We start from the raw sequence: 15,188 nt of genomic DNA, 5'->3' as shown, positions 1-15,188 counted from the left end.
AAGAAAGTCACTAAGTTGCCCAACCGGCACAAGGCAGTGCCCCGAGGCAGAATTTCTCAACCTTTTCCACCTATGCCGAAGCTCAGTTCTCAATCGCATGGCTTGGCCATTTTTCAGCCGGAACGCTCGGGGCAGGGGGAATAGCTGATGTGGCATTTGTGGCGGATGGGCCCCTTGCGCGCATACCGCTGGATCTTCGGGTCGCTCGAACGGCGGCTTTCCGGTGCGCTGATGCTGATCGTGGTTGCCGCCGCGGCTCTGCAGATCGTTTCGGACGAACGCGCGATCACCCTGCGCGAAGAGAGCGAAGCCATGCGCATCGCCTCCGAAAATTCAGAACATGCAGGCGAACTGATTCGCTCGGTCGCCGATTTTCACATGCAGTCGCATTTTGCGCTCATGCCCAACCGGCCCGATAATTCCGAAGCCGTGCTGACCGATACGGCAGTGCGCATCGACCAGCAGATCACGGCGCTGCGCCTCAACGGCGTCGAGCTCTTCAGATTGCCGCAGCACACTTCTGCCTTCGACGATCTGGGCAAGCTGGTGGAGGACATCCGGCTTGAAGCCTCGCTGGGCGGCCGCGATCTGGCGCTGCTGGTTTCCATCGAAGCGCGCACAGCGCAGATGCAGACACTGGCCCGCGCGATCGAAGCGAAGCTCGATAAGGAACGCGACCGCGCATATTCCCAGATCAGCGCCTCCACCTATGGCTGGCATACACAGATCAGCGTCATCGGCATTCTGATGATGGTGCTCGCTCTGGTGATCCTGGCCGATCTGATCGCCAATATCCTGCCTGCCCTGCGGCGGATCAACCTGATCATCCGCCGCCTTGCCAGCGGCGATCTCGACGTTGAAATCGGGCACTTCGCGCTCAAGGAGCTGGCCGCCCTCGCCGGGCCGCTGGAAACCTTCCGCCGCAACGCGCTGGCAGTGCAGAACCTTGCCTATACCGATCCCGCCACCGGCCTGCCCAATCGCAGATCCTTCATGGAACTGGCCTGCGCCCGGCTGGATGCCGGGCCGCGCAACGGTGAAACCGGACTGGCGGTGATGGTCGCCGACGTCGATAACTTCAAACATGTGAATGACGATTACGGCCACGCCTGCGGCGATCTGCTGGTGCGGCTGGCTGGCGAGCGGATGCAGGCTGTGCTGGGCGAACACGCCATCGTCGGCCGCTCGGGCGGCGACGAGTTCGTGATCTGCGCGCCGTTTTACGACACTGCCTCGGCCTATGCCGTTGGCGCCCGGCTCGTCACTGCCATGCGCGAGCCGTTCGACCTTGGCGGCTTCATGGTCACGATTTCCATTTCGCTCGGCCTGGCAGAGGCGGAAGGGCAAACCGGCGAGGCGGCTGTGCATAATCTGCTCAACCGCGCGGACCTGGCGCTCTATGCCTCCAAGAACAACGGCCGCAACCGTGCATCGTCCTACACAGCGGCACTCGAAAACGAACGCGAGGCAGATCGCGGGCTGGAACGCGACCTCGCCTCTGCTTTCGAACGCGGCCAGTTGCGCATGGTCTACCAGCCGATCCACGCGAATGTCGAACGCGAGGACGAGGTGGAGGCGCTGGTGCGCTGGACCCATCCTCAACTCGGCGAAATATCGCCTTCGCGCTTCATCCCAGCCGCCGAACGCTCCAACCAGATCGTCCGCCTGGGAAGCTGGATCATCGAACGTTCGCTGGCAGACCTTGCGGGGTGGCCGGGCCTTTCGATGAGCCTCAACATCTCCTCGCTGCAATTGCAGCAGGAAGGGTTCGTCGGCTTCCTGATGCGCTGTTGCCGCAAGCACAATATCACGCCGCGGCGCGTGATCCTGGAAGTGACGGAATCGCTTTCCATCGAACGCAATACCCGCGCGCTGATGACGCTCAACCTGCTGCGCAATGCCGGCTTCCGCATCGCGCTCGACGATTTCGGCACCGGCTATTCCTCGCTTTGTCTGATGAAGACGTTCAAGTTCGATCGGCTCAAGCTGGATCGCAGCCTGATCGCCGATCTGGGCAAGGATCCCACGTCTCAGGCTGTGTTCGATGCCGCCGTAACCATGGCGCTGAAGATCGGCGCCGAAGTGGTCGCCGAGGGGATCAGCGACGAGGAGCTGGTGGAACCCGTTCGCCGCGCTGGCTGCACCCACATGCAGGGTTTCCATTACAGCCGCCCCATCGAGCCGCATGAAGTGCCGCCCTATTTCGCCCGCATGCATGAGGAACGGCGGCGCGTGGCCTGAAGCCACCACTGCGCGGGCCATCACCCTCTCAGCCAGCCTATCGGCACGCATCACGAAATCTCACGCCCATCATGTCAAGGGCGCTTGACAACACGCCCGCCTTGGTCAATGTTCCTTTACATATTTACAAGGAAACTTGACCATGCGCAGCAAATCACCCGCCGTTCGCCGTTACCTCCGCCGCCTCACCATGATGATGGCGGCCTATGTCGTGCTGATCTTCGCGGCGGGCTATCTGTTCCGGCACGATCCACCACAGGGCCCGCTTGCATATGCACTGGCGCTGGCGCCCGCCCTGCCGATCATCGGGGTAATCTGGTCCGTCATGCGGCTGCTGGCGGAAGAGACTGACGAATATATGCGCATGCTGTTCGTGAGACAGAGCCTGTTCGCCACCGGCTTCTGCCTCACCATCATGACGGGGTGGGAATTCCTGCAGAATTACGAACTGGTTTCGCAGGGGACGCACGGTTTCGGCGCAACCTTCATCTGGTTCGTGGGGCTGGGCATCGGTGCGATCCTCAACAATGTCAGTCTTCATACCGAGGCGCGGCAGTGAAGAACCGGCTCAAGATTCTGCGCGCGGAACGCAGCTGGAGCCAGCAGGATCTTGCCACCCGGCTCGATGTTTCCCGTCAGAGCGTGAACGCCATCGAGACCGGGAAATATGACCCTTCCCTGCCGCTGGCCTTCCGGATTGCCGATCTGTTCGGCCTGTCGATCGAGGAGATCTTCCTGCGTGATTGAGCACCCCATGCCCCTTGCCGATTGCAGACCGCCGGACCACATTGCCGCAGATGAGCGAAACACGCTTCCACGTTCTGCCCGATAGCCTCGCAACCAATGGCCGGCGGATCGCCTTCCGCAAGACGGAGGGCATTGGCCCCACGCTGGTTTTCCTGCCGGGCTACATGTCCGACATGGCAGGCAGCAAGGCGACTGCCCTGTTCGACTGGGCCATAAGCCAAGATCGCGCTTGCCTGCTGCTGGATTATTCCGGCTGCGGAGAAAGCGAAGGCACCTTCTCCAACGGGACGCTCTCCCGCTGGCGGGACGAAGTGCTGGCCCTGCTCGAAGCGGAGACGCAGGGGCCGGTCGTGCTGGTCGGTTCATCCATGGGCGGCTGGTTGATGCTGCTTTGCGGGTTGCAACTGGGCAACAGGCTTGCCGGACTGGTGGGCATCGCCGCCGCGCCGGACTTCACCCAATGGGGTTACGATCCGGACCAGAAGGCGCTGCTGGCGGCAGGCGAAACCCTTCTGGAAGACAATCCCTATGGCCCCGAGCCAACCCCCACCCATGCCGCGTTCTGGCAGGATGGGCAGGCCCTGCTGCTGCTGGAAAGCGAGATCGCGCTCGATTGCCCGGTCCGCCTGCTGCACGGGCAGGCGGATGAGGACGTGCCCTGGACCATCGCGCTGCAACTGGCGGAGCGCTTGCGTTCAGACGATGTGCAGGTGGTGCTGGTCAAGGACGGCGACCATCGCCTCTCGCGCGAGGCGGATATCGCCCTGCTGTTGCGAACCGTCGACGCGCTCAGCCGGACCGTCGCCCCATGATTGCTGCCGCCTTCCTTTTCCCCCTTCTCGCTCAGGCCGCCGCACCGGACATCGCCGAGTTCAGCACTTACCAGATTCCGCCTACGCTGGAGCAGGACCGCCTGACCGTGTGCCTCGATCAGGCGCGTAACGATCCATCGACTGCCATCGTTACCGCCAGTGCCTGGCTCGGCGAAGCGCTCGATGCAGAACGCAGCTTTCCCCAGCAATGCCTGGGCATCGCTTACACCCGCCTGCTGCGCTGGAAGGCCGCGGAAGACGCATTCCTTGGCGCTCGTGCGGACGTGCCGGAAACCAACCCCGCCCAGCGCGGAAGGTTCGCCGCCATGGCGGGCAATTCGGCGCTGGCCGAAGGCCGCTATGACGATGCGCTGACCGATCTTGGCTTTGCCTCTGGCGATGCGGCCTCCGCCGGGGATGCAATGCTGGCGGGCGACATCCAGATCGACCGCGCCCGCGCGCTGGTGGGGCTGGGCCGCGCTGCAGAAGCTGCTGCCGCCCTTGCCGATGCCCGGCGCGATTCCCCGCAGAATTCCGATGGCTGGTTGCTTTCCGCGACCCTTTCGCGCCGCGATGGCGATCTGGAAAGCGCCCAGGCGCAGATCCAGACTGCCGCAGGGCTGGACCCGGTTAATCCCGCAATTGGGCTGGAAGCCGGGGTGATTGCCGCCCTTTCCGGCAGGGACGATGCCGCACGCAAGAGCTGGCAATCGGTCGTCCAAACTTCTCCCGACAGCGCGGAAGCGCAGACCGCGCGCGACTATCTGGCTCAATTGAATGAAGCGCCTGCCCCGGCAGCGGCCGCAACCGGCGCCGATCCGGCCAACGAAGGAACCGGTGGATGATCCCCCTTTCCGTCCTCGACCTTGTTCCCATCCGCGAAGGCAGCGGTGTGTCAGAAGCTCTGGCTGAGGCCGCACGCTATGCCCAGGCTGCCGAAGCAGCGGGCTACAAAAGGTTCTGGGTGGCCGAACATCACGCGACAGAGGGCGTGGCGGGCGGTGCGGCATCGGTGGTGCTGGCCCATATCGGCAACGCGACAAACACCATCCGCATCGGTTCGGGCGGGATCATGCTGCCCAATCACAATCCCTTCGTGATCGCGGAACAGTTCGGCACGCTGGATGCGCTGTTTCCCGGCCGGGTCGATCTGGGGCTGGGCCGCGCGCCCGGTGCAGGCGGGCGGATCGCACAGGCCCTGCGCAAGGATCTGATGGCCGCTGCCGAGAGTTTCCCGCAAGATGTGGTGGAACTGCGCGCCTTGCTGACCGGCGATCTGGAATTGCCGATCCGCGCCACGCCCGGCCTTGGCGCTCAGGTTGAAATGTGGATGCTGGGATCAAGCCTGTTCGGCGCGCAGCTCGCCGCCCATCTGGGCCTGCCCTATGCCTTTGCCAGCCATTTCGCGCCCGATCATCTGGACGCGGCGCTGGCACTCTATCGCCGCAATTTCCGCCCCTCCCCGGCGCTGGATCGCCCCTATGCCATGGCGGCGATGACCGTTATCGCGGCAGAAACCGATGCCGATGCCGAACTGCTCGCCTCCTCGCAGGACCAGTCCTTCGTGAGGCTACGCAGCGGCGATCCTGGCAAGCTTCCCCCGCCCCTGCCCGGCTATCGGGCCACTCTGCCGCCCCCGGCGCTGGCCATGCTGGAACATATGGGCGTTGCCCGCGCGGTGGGAGGGCGCGCCACAGTGCGCGAGGCAATCCTGCGCTTTGCCGAGCGTACGCAGGCCGACGAACTGATCCTGTCCGGCGCGACTTACGATCCCGATGCCCGTATCCGATCGCTGCAAGTCACCATGGAGGCCCTGAAGGAATAGGCGGGAAACGCCCGTGCCGCCTTGAACAGCCCGGATTGCAGCGTTAGGATCAAATGAAACCAATTGCCGTAAGATAATTTCATGCCGGCGCAAGTCCGGCCCCGAGAGGAGCAAGCGATGGCCCCGTCGCGTTCGAAGGCAAAATCCAAGCATTCCAAAACCGCCGACCCGGCATCACAGCGCCCCGCAAGCGACCCGCTGGCCGATGCAATCGCCAGAGCGCTGGCGGAATCGGTCCTGCCCGGCGACACGCCGCTTGGCGCAGAACGGCTGGCCGAAGCGGCGGACTTCCTGCTGGAGACAGCGCAGCAGCGCGCGCCCGAAAAGCCTTCCATCGCCATCCGTTCCGGCGCGGACGGGCACCGCACAATGGCCATAGCCGTCATCAATGACGACATGCCCTTCCTGGTCGATTCGGTCGCGGCGGCCATCGCGGCACAGGGCCTTGCCATCGATCAGCTGATCCACCCGGTGATGACCGCGCAGCGCGCCGAAGACGGCCAGCTGATCGCATATCCGGAAGACGATTCCGCCGGGCAACGCGAATCGCTGATCTATGTCGAAACCACCCGGGTCGACGCGCGCCAGCGCCGGGTTCTGGCCGAAGCGCTGGAAGATACGCTGGCCGATGTGCGCGCCGCCGTTGCCGACTGGCCTCGCATGCAGGCGCTGATCCAGGCCGACGCCGAAACACTGGCCGATGGCGAAGGCGCCGAACTGCTGCGTTGGCTGGGCAGCGGCATGCTGACCCAGCTTGGCCACGTCACCCGCAGGCGCGATGGCGGCAATTCGAGCCTGCTGGGCATCTGCCGCCGCTCCGCCCGCGCAATCCTGGCCGATGCGACGTATGAGCGGGCCTTCGCCCGGTTCGACGAAGCAAATGCTACCGGCGCTATCCGTGCTCCGCTGGTGGTAAAGGCAAACCGCCTTGCCCGCGTGCATCGCAACGTGCCGCTGGACCTGTTCATCGTTCCGGTGATCGAGAACGGCAAGGTCGAGGCGCTGTCCGTCCACGCCGGCATCTGGACCAGCGCCGCGCTGGCCGCCACGCCCGACAGTGTACCGCGCCTGCGCCTGCAAATGAGCCGCCTGCTGGAGCGGTTGCATTTCGAACCCAACGATCATGACGGCAAGAGCCTGGCCCACGCCTTTGCCACCCTGCCACATGATGTGGTGATCGGCTTTTCGGACGAAGCAGTGGAGCGTGTCATCACCACCATGATGGCGCTGGTGGACCGCCCCCGTCCGCGCGTGGCCATCGTGCCCGCCGCGCTGGAACGGCATTTGTTCGCCTTCGTCTGGTTCCCGCGCGACATGTTGTCCACCGCTGTGCGCCTGCGCATCCAGTCCATGCTGGAAGCGGAAACCGGCGGCGACGTGCTGGACTGGAGCCTTGCGGTGGAGGGCGGCAATCTCGTCACCCTGCGCGTGCTGATCGACATCCGCGACAGTTCCGCCACCGTCCCCGACGAAGCTCTGCTGGACAGCAGGCTGCAGGCCATGCTGCGCGGCTGGACCGAGGCAGTAGAGAACGAACTGGCCCAGTTCGAGGAACCGGGCCGCGCCGCCGCGCTCGCCGCGCGCTATGCCGAAACGTTTCCGCCTGCCTATCATGCCGATTACGGCCCGGCAGAGGCCGCGCGCGACATCCTGCGCCTGCGCGCACTGCAAAATGCCGAGCCGCCCCATGCCGAAGGGCGCAGTGCCCGGCTCTATCGACGCGAGGGGGATGACAATTCCCGCCTGCGCCTGAAGCTCTATCAGCTTGGCGGCTCGCTGCCCCTGTCGGATGCCGTGCCTGCGCTGGAGAATTTCGGCTTCCGCGTGGTGTCGGAAGTGCCCACCGCGCTGGAAGGCGGGCGGCTGGCCACGGTCCACGACTTCACGCTGGCCCTTGCAGCGGGCGACGATGCCGAAAAGATCATGGCCCGGGCCGAGGCCGTGGAAGAGGCGATTTCCGCCGTGCTGAACGGCAGCGCGGAAAACGACGTGTTCAACCGGCTGACCGTGGGCGTGGCTTTGTCCGCCCGTGATGCGGACCTGCTGCGCGCCTTCTATCGCTATCTGCGGCAGACTGGGGTCAGTTACACAATCTACACTGTGGTGGACGCACTTGGCCGCGCGCCCGATGTCACCCGCGCATTGATCGCCCTGTTCGAAGCGCAGCACGATCCCGCTTTCAAGGGCAATCGCCAGAACGCTGCCGCCGCTGCCGAAGAAGCGATCCGCGATGGGCTGACCCGGGTCGAAGCAATCAATGATGACCGGCTGCTGAGGCTCTACCATTCCGTGCTGGGAGCGGTGCTGCGTACCAATGCCTTCAGCCATGCGAGCGACGAGGCGCTGGCCTTCAAGCTCGATTCCGCCGCAGTGCCGGGCCTGCCCCGGCCGGTGCCATGGCGCGAGATCTGGGTCTATTCGCGCCGGCTGGAAGGCATCCATCTGCGCGCCGGCCCGGTGGCGCGCGGCGGCATCCGCTGGTCGGACCGGCGCGACGATTTCCGCACGGAAATTCTGGGCCTGATGAAGGCACAGCGCGTGAAGAACGCCGTGATCGTGCCAACCGGGGCCAAGGGCGGCTTCTATCCCAAGCAATTGCCCGATCCCCGCCGTGACCGGGACGCATGGGCGGCAGAGGGCAAGGCAAGCTATCAGATCTTCATCCGCAGCCTGCTGTCGCTGACCGACAATATCGTGAACGAAAAGGTGGTCCATCCGGCAGGCGTCGTGGTGCGCGATGGCGACGATCCCTATTTCGTGGTCGCGGCAGACAAGGGCACCGCCAGTTTTTCCGACACGGCCAACGCACTGGCGGAAGAGCGCGATTTCTGGCTGGACGATGCCTTCGCCAGCGGCGGCAGCCATGGCTATGATCACAAGGCCATGGGCATCACCGCGCGCGGTGCGTGGCTTTCCGTCCAGCGCCACTTCCTGGAACTGGGTGTGGACGTTCAGGAAGAGCCGGTGCGTGTGGTGGGCTGCGGCGACATGTCGGGCGACGTGTTCGGCAATGGCATGCTGCTGTCCAAGTCAATCAAGCTGGTTGCCGCATTCGACCATCGCCACATCTTCATCGACCCCGATCCGGATCCGGCGAAGAGCTGGAAGGAACGCAAGCGCATGTTCGGCCTGCCGCGCTCAAGCTGGGACGATTACGACAAGGCGCTGATCTCCACCGGCGGCGGGGTCTTCCCGCGCGGGATGAAGAGCATTCCGCTATCACCCGAAGCGCAAGCAGCGCTGGGCATCAATGCCAGCCAGATCGACCCGGAAAGCCTGATCTCCGCCATCCTCAAGGCGCCAGTGGACCTGCTGTGGTTCGGCGGTATCGGCACCTATGTGAAGGCATCGGGCGAAAACAACGTGGCCGTCGGCGATCCGGCGAACGACATGCTGCGCGTGGACGGACGGGACATTCGCGCCCGGGTGATCGGCGAAGGTGCCAATCTGGGTTGCACGCAGGCTGGCCGCATCGAATTCGCTTTGCGCGGCAATGGCGGACATGGCGGCCGGATCAATACCGACTTCATCGACAATTCCGCCGGGGTCGATTGTTCCGACAATGAAGTGAATATCAAGATCGCATTCGCAGCGGCAAAGCGCACCGGCAAGCTGAGCGAGAAACGGCGCGATACCTTGCTGACCGAGATGACCGACGATGTCTCGGCCATCGTGCTGGAAGATAACCGGCTGCAGGCGCTGGGCCTTTCAATCGCTCAGGCGGGCGGAGCGGCGGCCATGCCATCCTACCTTCGGGTGATCGACAAGCTGGAGGAACTCGGTCAGCTTGACCGGAAGACCGAAGGCCTTGCCGATAACGAAACGCTCGCCCGCCGCGCAGCCGACGGACAGGGACTGACCCGGCCGGAACTGGCCGTGCTGCTGTCCAGCTGCAAGCTGGCCCTGCAAAGCGCGATCGAACAGAGCGTGCTGGCCGATGACGACTTGCTGGAACCCACGCTGATCGCGGCCTTCCCCGGCCCGATGCAGGACAAGTTCCGCAAGCAGATCCTTGGCCATCGGCTGCGGCGGGAAATCATCGCCACAAAGCTGGCCAATCGCATCGTCAACCGCATGGGGCTGATCCACCCCTTCGAACTGGCCGAGGAAGAAGGCGCCCCGCTGGAACAGATCGCCGCCGCCTTCGCCGGTGCGGAGGCGCTGTTCGGCATGGGCGCCATCTGGAAGCGGATCGAAACCGCCCCCATGCCCGAAGGCGCAAGGCTGAAGCTGTTCGACCGTGCCGCCGCCGCCCTGACCGACCACATGGCCGATCTGCTGCGCGCCGGTAAGGGATCGCTGCGCCCGTCGAGACTGGTGGAGGAATTGGGCAAGGGCGTCAGCGCCCTGTCCGGCGCGGCGGACAGGCTGCTCGCCACCGAAGCGCTTGCCCTTTCGGCGCGGATGCAGAACGCCTTCATCGACGCTGGCGCCCCGCCAAAAGAAGCCGCATCCGTCGCCCATCTCTACGATCTGGACGGTGCGATCGGCCTTGCATTGCTGGCGCGCGGCAGCGGCACCGATACGCTGGAGCTGACCCGCGCCTTCATCGATCTGGGCGCAAGGCTGGGGCTGGACTGGGCGCAGCAGACAGCCGCGCGGATGAGCCCTTCCGACCCATGGGAGCGTCTGCTGGTGAACGGCCTCGCCCGCGATTTCCAGCATATGCGGCTGGATTTCCTGCGCCGGGCGATGGGCCGCAAATCCGGGCCGGTAGCGGCGGTGGAAAGCTGGGCGCAGGCGCAGGAACCTGCCATCGCCCAGTTCCGCAACGCCGTGGCCCGTGCGCGCGCCGCCGTGCCTGCAACCCCAGCCATGCTCGCCCAGATTGCCAGCCAGGGGCGCAACCTGTTGGCGCGCTGATTCCGCACACCCCGGCGCAAACGCAAAACTATATGCGCCGGGTGCACTTGAGGCGGGGCTGGCGAATATGCGAAGGGCCGGACCATGGCATATGACGTAATCATAGTGGGCACGGGCCACGGCGGGGCGCAGGCGGCAATCGCACTGCGCCAGCAGGGCTTCGAAGGATCGATCCTGATGTTGGGGCGCGACAGCCAGCCCCCCTATGAACGGCCGCCCTTGTCCAAGGAATATCTCTCGCGAGAGAAGCCGTTGGAACGCATCCTGATCCGGCCCCCGCAGTTCTGGGGCGACAAGAATGTCGAACTGAAGCTGGGCGCCACAGTGACCGAAGTCGATCCCGCCGCGCATGAGGTGATACTGGCCGACGGCACGCACCTTGGCTACGGATCGCTGATCTGGGCCACGGGCGGCGATCCGCGCCGCCTTTCTTGCCCCGGCGCCGACCTCGCGGGCATCCATTACGTGCGCGACCTTGCCGATGCGGACCAGATGATGGCCGAACTGGACGGCGGGGCAAAACGGGTCGCCGTGATCGGCGGCGGCTATATCGGGCTGGAAGCAGCCGCCGTGCTGACCAAGTTCGGCTGCGATGTGACCCTGCTGGAAGCCCTGCCCCGCGTGCTGGCGCGCGTTGCGGGCGAAGATTTGTCCCGCTTCTACGAGGCGGAACACCGCGCCCATGGCGTGGACCTGCGCACCGAGACCATGGTCGAGGCCATCGAAGGCGACGGCACCCGCGTAACCGGCGTGAAGCTGGCCAGCGGCGAAATCGTCCCTGCCGAAATGGTGGTGGTCGGCATCGGCATCGTTCCGGCAGTCGGCCCGCTGATCGCAGCCGGGGCGGCAGGCGGCAACGGCGTGGATGTGGACGAATTCTGCCGCACCGCGCTGGAAGATGTCTATGCCATCGGCGATTGCGCCGCCCATGCGAACAGTTTCGCGGGCGGGGCGGTGATCCGGCTGGAAAGCGTACAGAACGCCAACGACATGGCGACCACGGCGGCAAAGGCGATCTGCGGCGAGCCCCAGCCCTATCACGCGTTGCCCTGGTTCTGGTCCAACCAGTACGATCTCAAGCTGCAGACTGCCGGCCTCAGCATGGGGCACGACACCACCGTACTGCGCGGCGATCCGGCCACGCGCAGTTTCAGCGTGGTCTATCTCAAGGAAGGCAAGGTCATCGCGCTCGACTGCGTCAATGCGATGAAGGACTATGTGCAGGGCAGGAAGCTGGTGGAAGCCGGCGCAAAGATCGCCCCGGAACTTCTGATGGATACGGCAACGCCGCTCAAGGAGATGCTGTAAGCGCGCCTTCCAGTTCCGACAGCGCCCAATGGGCCGCTTCGACGACTACTGGATCGGCATCGCCGGTCAGGGCGCGCACCTGCGCAGCCAACGCCTGATTGCCACTATTCCCGGCGGCGATCAGGCAATTGCGCACGAAGCGGTTGCGCCCGATGCGCTTGATCGGGCTGCCTGAGAATTTCGCACGGAAGGCAGCATCGTCCAGCGCCAGCAATTCGTCCAACCGCGGCTCCACCAGTTCCTCTCGCGGCAGGAAGGCGGCATTGCGGGCGGCCTGATCGGCAAACTTGTTCCACGGACACACGGCCAGACAATCATCGCAGCCATAGATGCGGTTGCCCAGTTGCTTGCGGAATTCCTGCGGGATCGGCCCCTTATGCTCGATAGTCAGATAAGAGATGCAGCGCCGCGCATCCAACCGATAGGGTGCAGGAAACGCCTCGGTCGGGCAGGCATCCTGACAGGCAGTGCAACTTCCGCAGCGATTGGAATGGGGCGCATCCGGGGCAAAGGGCAAGGTGCAATAGATCGCGCCCAGAAACAGCCAGCTGCCATGGGCGCGGCTGACGAGATTGGTGTGCTTGCCCTGCCAGCCCAGCCCGGCGGCCTCACCCAGCGGCTTTTCCATCACCGGGGCAGTATCGACGAAGACCTTGAGCTGAGCTTCCAGCCCCTGCTTTTCCGCTTCGGCCACCAGCCAGCGGGCAAGGGCCTTCAGCGCCTTCTTCACTACGTCGTGATAGTCCCGCCCCTGCGCGTATACGGAAATGCGGGCCTTTTCAGTGTCCCCTTCCAGTGCCAGCGGATCGTGCGGCGGGGCATAGGACATGCCCAGCGCGATCACGCTTTGCGCGCCCGGCCACATGCTTTGCGGCCCGCGCCGGACATCGGCGCGGTCGGCCATCCAGTCCATTTCGCCATGGAACCCGGCGGCCAGCCATTCATCCAGCCGTGCGGCGCGCTGCGGATCGTCCGCCGCCGGCGCAAAGCCGATGGCGGCAAAGCCCAGCCGCTTCGCTTCCGCGACCAGACGCGCCTTGAAGGAATCGAGGCTGGAATTAACCAAGTTCGCTGTTGCTCCTGTTCACTGGCGAGGGTTAACTCGCACACATGCAGACCGAGCTAGGCGAACCCCGACCGGCGGACAACCATGCAAGACCGCTGGCAATCGAAGCCCGCGGCCTGGTGAAGCGCTTCGACGGCACTCTGGCCGTCGACGGGGTGGACATTGCCGTCCCCGAAGGTGCGATCTACGGCATTCTCGGTCCGAACGGCGCGGGTAAGACCACCACCCTGCGCATGTTGCTGGGCATCATTGATCCCGATGAAGGCACCCGCCGTGTGCTGGGGCATGATCGCCCCCACGATGTCGCCCGGCTGATCGGCTATCTGCCTGAGGAACGCGGGCTGTATCCTTCCATGAAAGCCTATGAGGCAATCGCCTTCATGGGCGCCCTGCGCGGTGTGCCATTGAAGGAAGGGCGAGAACGGGGCCGCGAATTGCTGGAAGGCCATGGGTTGGGGCACGCGGCGGACCGCCAGATCCGGCAATTGTCCAAAGGCATGGCGCAGACGGTGCAATTGCTGGGCACGCTGGTCCACAAACCGAAGCTGGTTGTGCTGGACGAGCCGTTTTCCGGCCTCGACGCGCTCAATCAGGGCAAGCTGGAACAGATGATCCGCCGCCTTGCCGATGACGGTACTACGGTGATCTTCTCCACCCATGTCATCGCCCATGCCGAAAGGCTGTGCGAACAGATCGCGATCATCGCCGGGGGCAAAGTCCCCTTTGCCGGCCGGGTGGACGAAGCGCGGGATCGCATCCCCGCGCAGGTGCGGCTGGAAACCGCCCATGTGGACGGCCCGTGGCGCACGGCCCTGCCCGCAAATGCGCGGCATGAAGGCACCTTTTGGTATTTCGACCTGCCCGATACGGGCATCGAGCCACTGCTGCGCGCCCTGATCGAAGGGGAAGCGGGCATCCTTTCCCTTTCCATCGAACGTGCCGGCCTGCACGACGCATTTGTGGCTATCGCCGGAGAGGCCGCCGCACGCGCGCTGGAAGCCTCTCCCGAAGAGGAGGGCACGCGATCATGATTTCGGGCAGCACGGCAGGCCGCCTGTCCATCTGGCAGGCCGCCTTCGTCATCGCACGGCGCGATTTCGTGGCGATCCTGTTCAGCCGCGCCTTCATCTTCTTCCTGCTCGGCCCGCTGTTCCCGATAATCGTGGGCAGCCTTGCCGGCGGGATCGGCGAACAGGTGCAGCAGGAAACTGCCCGGCCTGAAATCGGCATCGCTATGGAAAGCGCCGATGTTGACCGGATGTTGGCCGCCTATGAAGATCTGGCGCCCAAGATCGGCCCGGCCATTCCCCGCATGGTGGAATTGAAGCGAATCAGTCCTGGCCAGACATTCGACGCGCGAGCCTATCTGGAAGAGACAAAGGGCAACATGGCGGGCATCGTCACCGGCACGCCCTCCGCACCTGAACTTACCGCCACGCAAGAGAGGCTGGACTGGTGGAAAGGCCCGGTGGGCCTGATCGCCGCACAGGCCCTGAAGCGCGCGCCCACGGAATTTCCGCCCGTAACGCTTACTGGCGTGGCCACCAGCGGGGCACGGGAAAAGCAGGGCCGCGTCGCCACCGCGCAGGTGGGGCAGACAGTGTTATTCCTGTTGATCATGCTGCTGGCCGGCATGGTGCTTTCCAACCTTGTCGAGGAAAAGGCGAACAAGATCATCGAAGTTCTGGCCGCCGCCATTCCGATGGATGCGGTGTTCCTGGGCAAGCTGTTTGCCATGCTGGCCGTATCGCTGGTGGGCATCGCTGTATGGGCCACCGTCATCGGCGGCCTGGTTGGCGTTGCAGGAATGCAGGAAACCCTGCCCGGCGGGTGGAATATCCAAGATCTGCCGACGCCGGGGGTGGGCTGGCCGCTCTTCTTCCTGTTCGGCGTGATCTATTTCTCCATGGGCTATCTGCTGCTCGGCTCCATCTTTCTGGCGATCGGCTCGATGGCCTCCACGGTCCGCGAGGTGCAGACCCTGTCCATGCCGGTGACCATGATGCAGGTGCTGGTGTTCTTCTTCTCCGCCCTGGCCCTGACGCAGACAGGCAAGCCCATGGAACTTGCCGCAATCGCCTTCCCGCTGAGTTCACCCTTCGCCATGCTGGCCCGCGCCGCGACCGACGATGCCTTGTGGCCGCATTTCGCGGCGCTCGCGTGGCAGGCCGTGGCGGTCGCGCTCTTCATCAAGGCCGGATCGGCACTGTTCCGCAGGCGCGTCATGAAATCGGGTCCGCAGCACGGCAACAAGCGGCGGCGCGGTCTGCTGACGATCGTAAGGGGAAGGGCAATGCCGGGCGGATAGGTGCAACCCTTTCGCCAT

11 protein-coding genes are annotated in these 15,188 nt (G+C 64.6%); 10 read left to right on the top strand and 1 reads right to left on the bottom strand.

The genetic code is table 11. The features are described 5' to 3' along the window. The first annotated feature begins 174 nt into the window (after positions 1 to 174). The 8 genes from SZ64_RS14450 to SZ64_RS14415 all read left to right on the top strand — a co-directional run bounded on the left by SZ64_RS14450 (position 175) and on the right by SZ64_RS14415 (position 11,796). Entirely contained in the window at positions 175 to 2,241 is a 2,067-nt protein-coding gene (locus tag SZ64_RS14450) for an EAL domain-containing protein (RefSeq protein WP_241773046.1), read from the top strand. A 142-nt stretch (positions 2,242 to 2,383) separates the two neighbouring features. Further along, on the top strand, positions 2,384 to 2,800 hold the full coding sequence (locus SZ64_RS14445) for a hypothetical protein (RefSeq protein ID WP_054531467.1): 417 nt from the start codon (positions 2,384 to 2,386) through the stop codon (positions 2,798 to 2,800). Further along, positions 2,797 to 2,988, top strand: coding sequence for a helix-turn-helix transcriptional regulator (locus SZ64_RS14440; RefSeq protein WP_054531466.1), 192 nt, complete (start codon positions 2,797 to 2,799; stop codon positions 2,986 to 2,988). The genes SZ64_RS14445 and SZ64_RS14440 overlap by 4 nt, the downstream gene beginning before the upstream one ends. A 50-nt stretch (positions 2,989 to 3,038) precedes the next feature. Next, on the top strand, positions 3,039 to 3,800 hold the full coding sequence (locus SZ64_RS14435; protein WP_054532283.1) for an alpha/beta hydrolase: 762 nt from the start codon (positions 3,039 to 3,041) through the stop codon (positions 3,798 to 3,800). After that, a complete protein-coding gene (locus tag SZ64_RS14430; protein ID WP_054531465.1) occupies positions 3,797 to 4,645 on the top strand; it encodes a tetratricopeptide repeat protein in 849 nt (282 codons plus the stop codon). Before SZ64_RS14435 ends, SZ64_RS14430 begins: the two co-directional genes overlap by 4 nt. After that, a complete protein-coding gene (locus SZ64_RS14425; RefSeq protein ID WP_054531464.1) occupies positions 4,642 to 5,625 on the top strand; it encodes an LLM class flavin-dependent oxidoreductase in 984 nt (327 codons plus the stop codon). Before SZ64_RS14430 ends, SZ64_RS14425 begins: the two co-directional genes overlap by 4 nt. A gap of 117 nt (positions 5,626 to 5,742) precedes the next feature. Further along, positions 5,743 to 10,488, top strand: coding sequence for an NAD-glutamate dehydrogenase domain-containing protein (locus tag SZ64_RS14420; protein WP_054531463.1), 4,746 nt, complete (start codon positions 5,743 to 5,745; stop codon positions 10,486 to 10,488). Positions 10,489 to 10,572: 84 nt separating this feature from the next. Further along, positions 10,573 to 11,796, top strand: coding sequence for an FAD-dependent oxidoreductase (locus SZ64_RS14415; RefSeq protein WP_054531462.1), 1,224 nt, complete (start codon positions 10,573 to 10,575; stop codon positions 11,794 to 11,796). Here SZ64_RS14415 and queG read toward each other — a convergent pair. Next, a complete protein-coding gene (gene queG, locus SZ64_RS14410; protein WP_054531461.1) occupies positions 11,780 to 12,862 on the bottom strand; it encodes a tRNA epoxyqueuosine(34) reductase QueG in 1,083 nt (360 codons plus the stop codon). The genes SZ64_RS14415 and queG overlap by 17 nt on opposite strands. 44 nt (positions 12,863 to 12,906) lie before the next feature. Between queG and SZ64_RS14405 the strand changes: the two genes are divergently transcribed. Then, a complete protein-coding gene (locus SZ64_RS14405; RefSeq protein ID WP_054531460.1) occupies positions 12,907 to 13,893 on the top strand; it encodes an ATP-binding cassette domain-containing protein in 987 nt (328 codons plus the stop codon). Beyond that, positions 13,890 to 15,170 (top strand): ABC transporter permease, encoded by a 1,281-nt coding sequence (locus SZ64_RS14400; protein WP_054531459.1) that lies wholly within the window; start codon positions 13,890 to 13,892, stop codon positions 15,168 to 15,170. Before SZ64_RS14405 ends, SZ64_RS14400 begins: the two co-directional genes overlap by 4 nt. Positions 15,171 to 15,188: the final 18 nt, after the last annotated feature.

It is taken from the genome of Erythrobacter sp. SG61-1L, assembly GCF_001305965.1.
Taxonomy (GTDB): domain Bacteria; phylum Pseudomonadota; class Alphaproteobacteria; order Sphingomonadales; family Sphingomonadaceae; genus Andeanibacterium.
This window is presented reverse-complemented; position numbering and strand designations above follow the sequence as displayed.

Bases quoted from the DNA above. Each gene is read 5' to 3' on its own strand.
- SZ64_RS14445 (WP_054531467.1), top strand. From the start codon at position 2,384: ATGCGCAGCAAATCACCCGCCGTTCGCCGTTACCTCCGCCGCCTCACC.
- SZ64_RS14435 (WP_054532283.1), top strand. From the start codon at position 3,039: ATGAGCGAAACACGCTTCCACGTTCTGCCCGATAGCCTCGCAACCAAT.
- SZ64_RS14430 (WP_054531465.1), top strand. From the start codon at position 3,797: ATGATTGCTGCCGCCTTCCTTTTCCCCCTTCTCGCTCAGGCCGCCGCA.
- SZ64_RS14425 (WP_054531464.1), top strand. From the start codon at position 4,642: ATGATCCCCCTTTCCGTCCTCGACCTTGTTCCCATCCGCGAAGGCAGC.
- SZ64_RS14420 (WP_054531463.1), top strand. From the start codon at position 5,743: ATGGCCCCGTCGCGTTCGAAGGCAAAATCCAAGCATTCCAAAACCGCC.
- SZ64_RS14415 (WP_054531462.1), top strand. From the start codon at position 10,573: ATGGCATATGACGTAATCATAGTGGGCACGGGCCACGGCGGGGCGCAG.
- SZ64_RS14405 (WP_054531460.1), top strand. From the start codon at position 12,907: ATGCAGACCGAGCTAGGCGAACCCCGACCGGCGGACAACCATGCAAGA.
- SZ64_RS14400 (WP_054531459.1), top strand. From the start codon at position 13,890: ATGATTTCGGGCAGCACGGCAGGCCGCCTGTCCATCTGGCAGGCCGCC.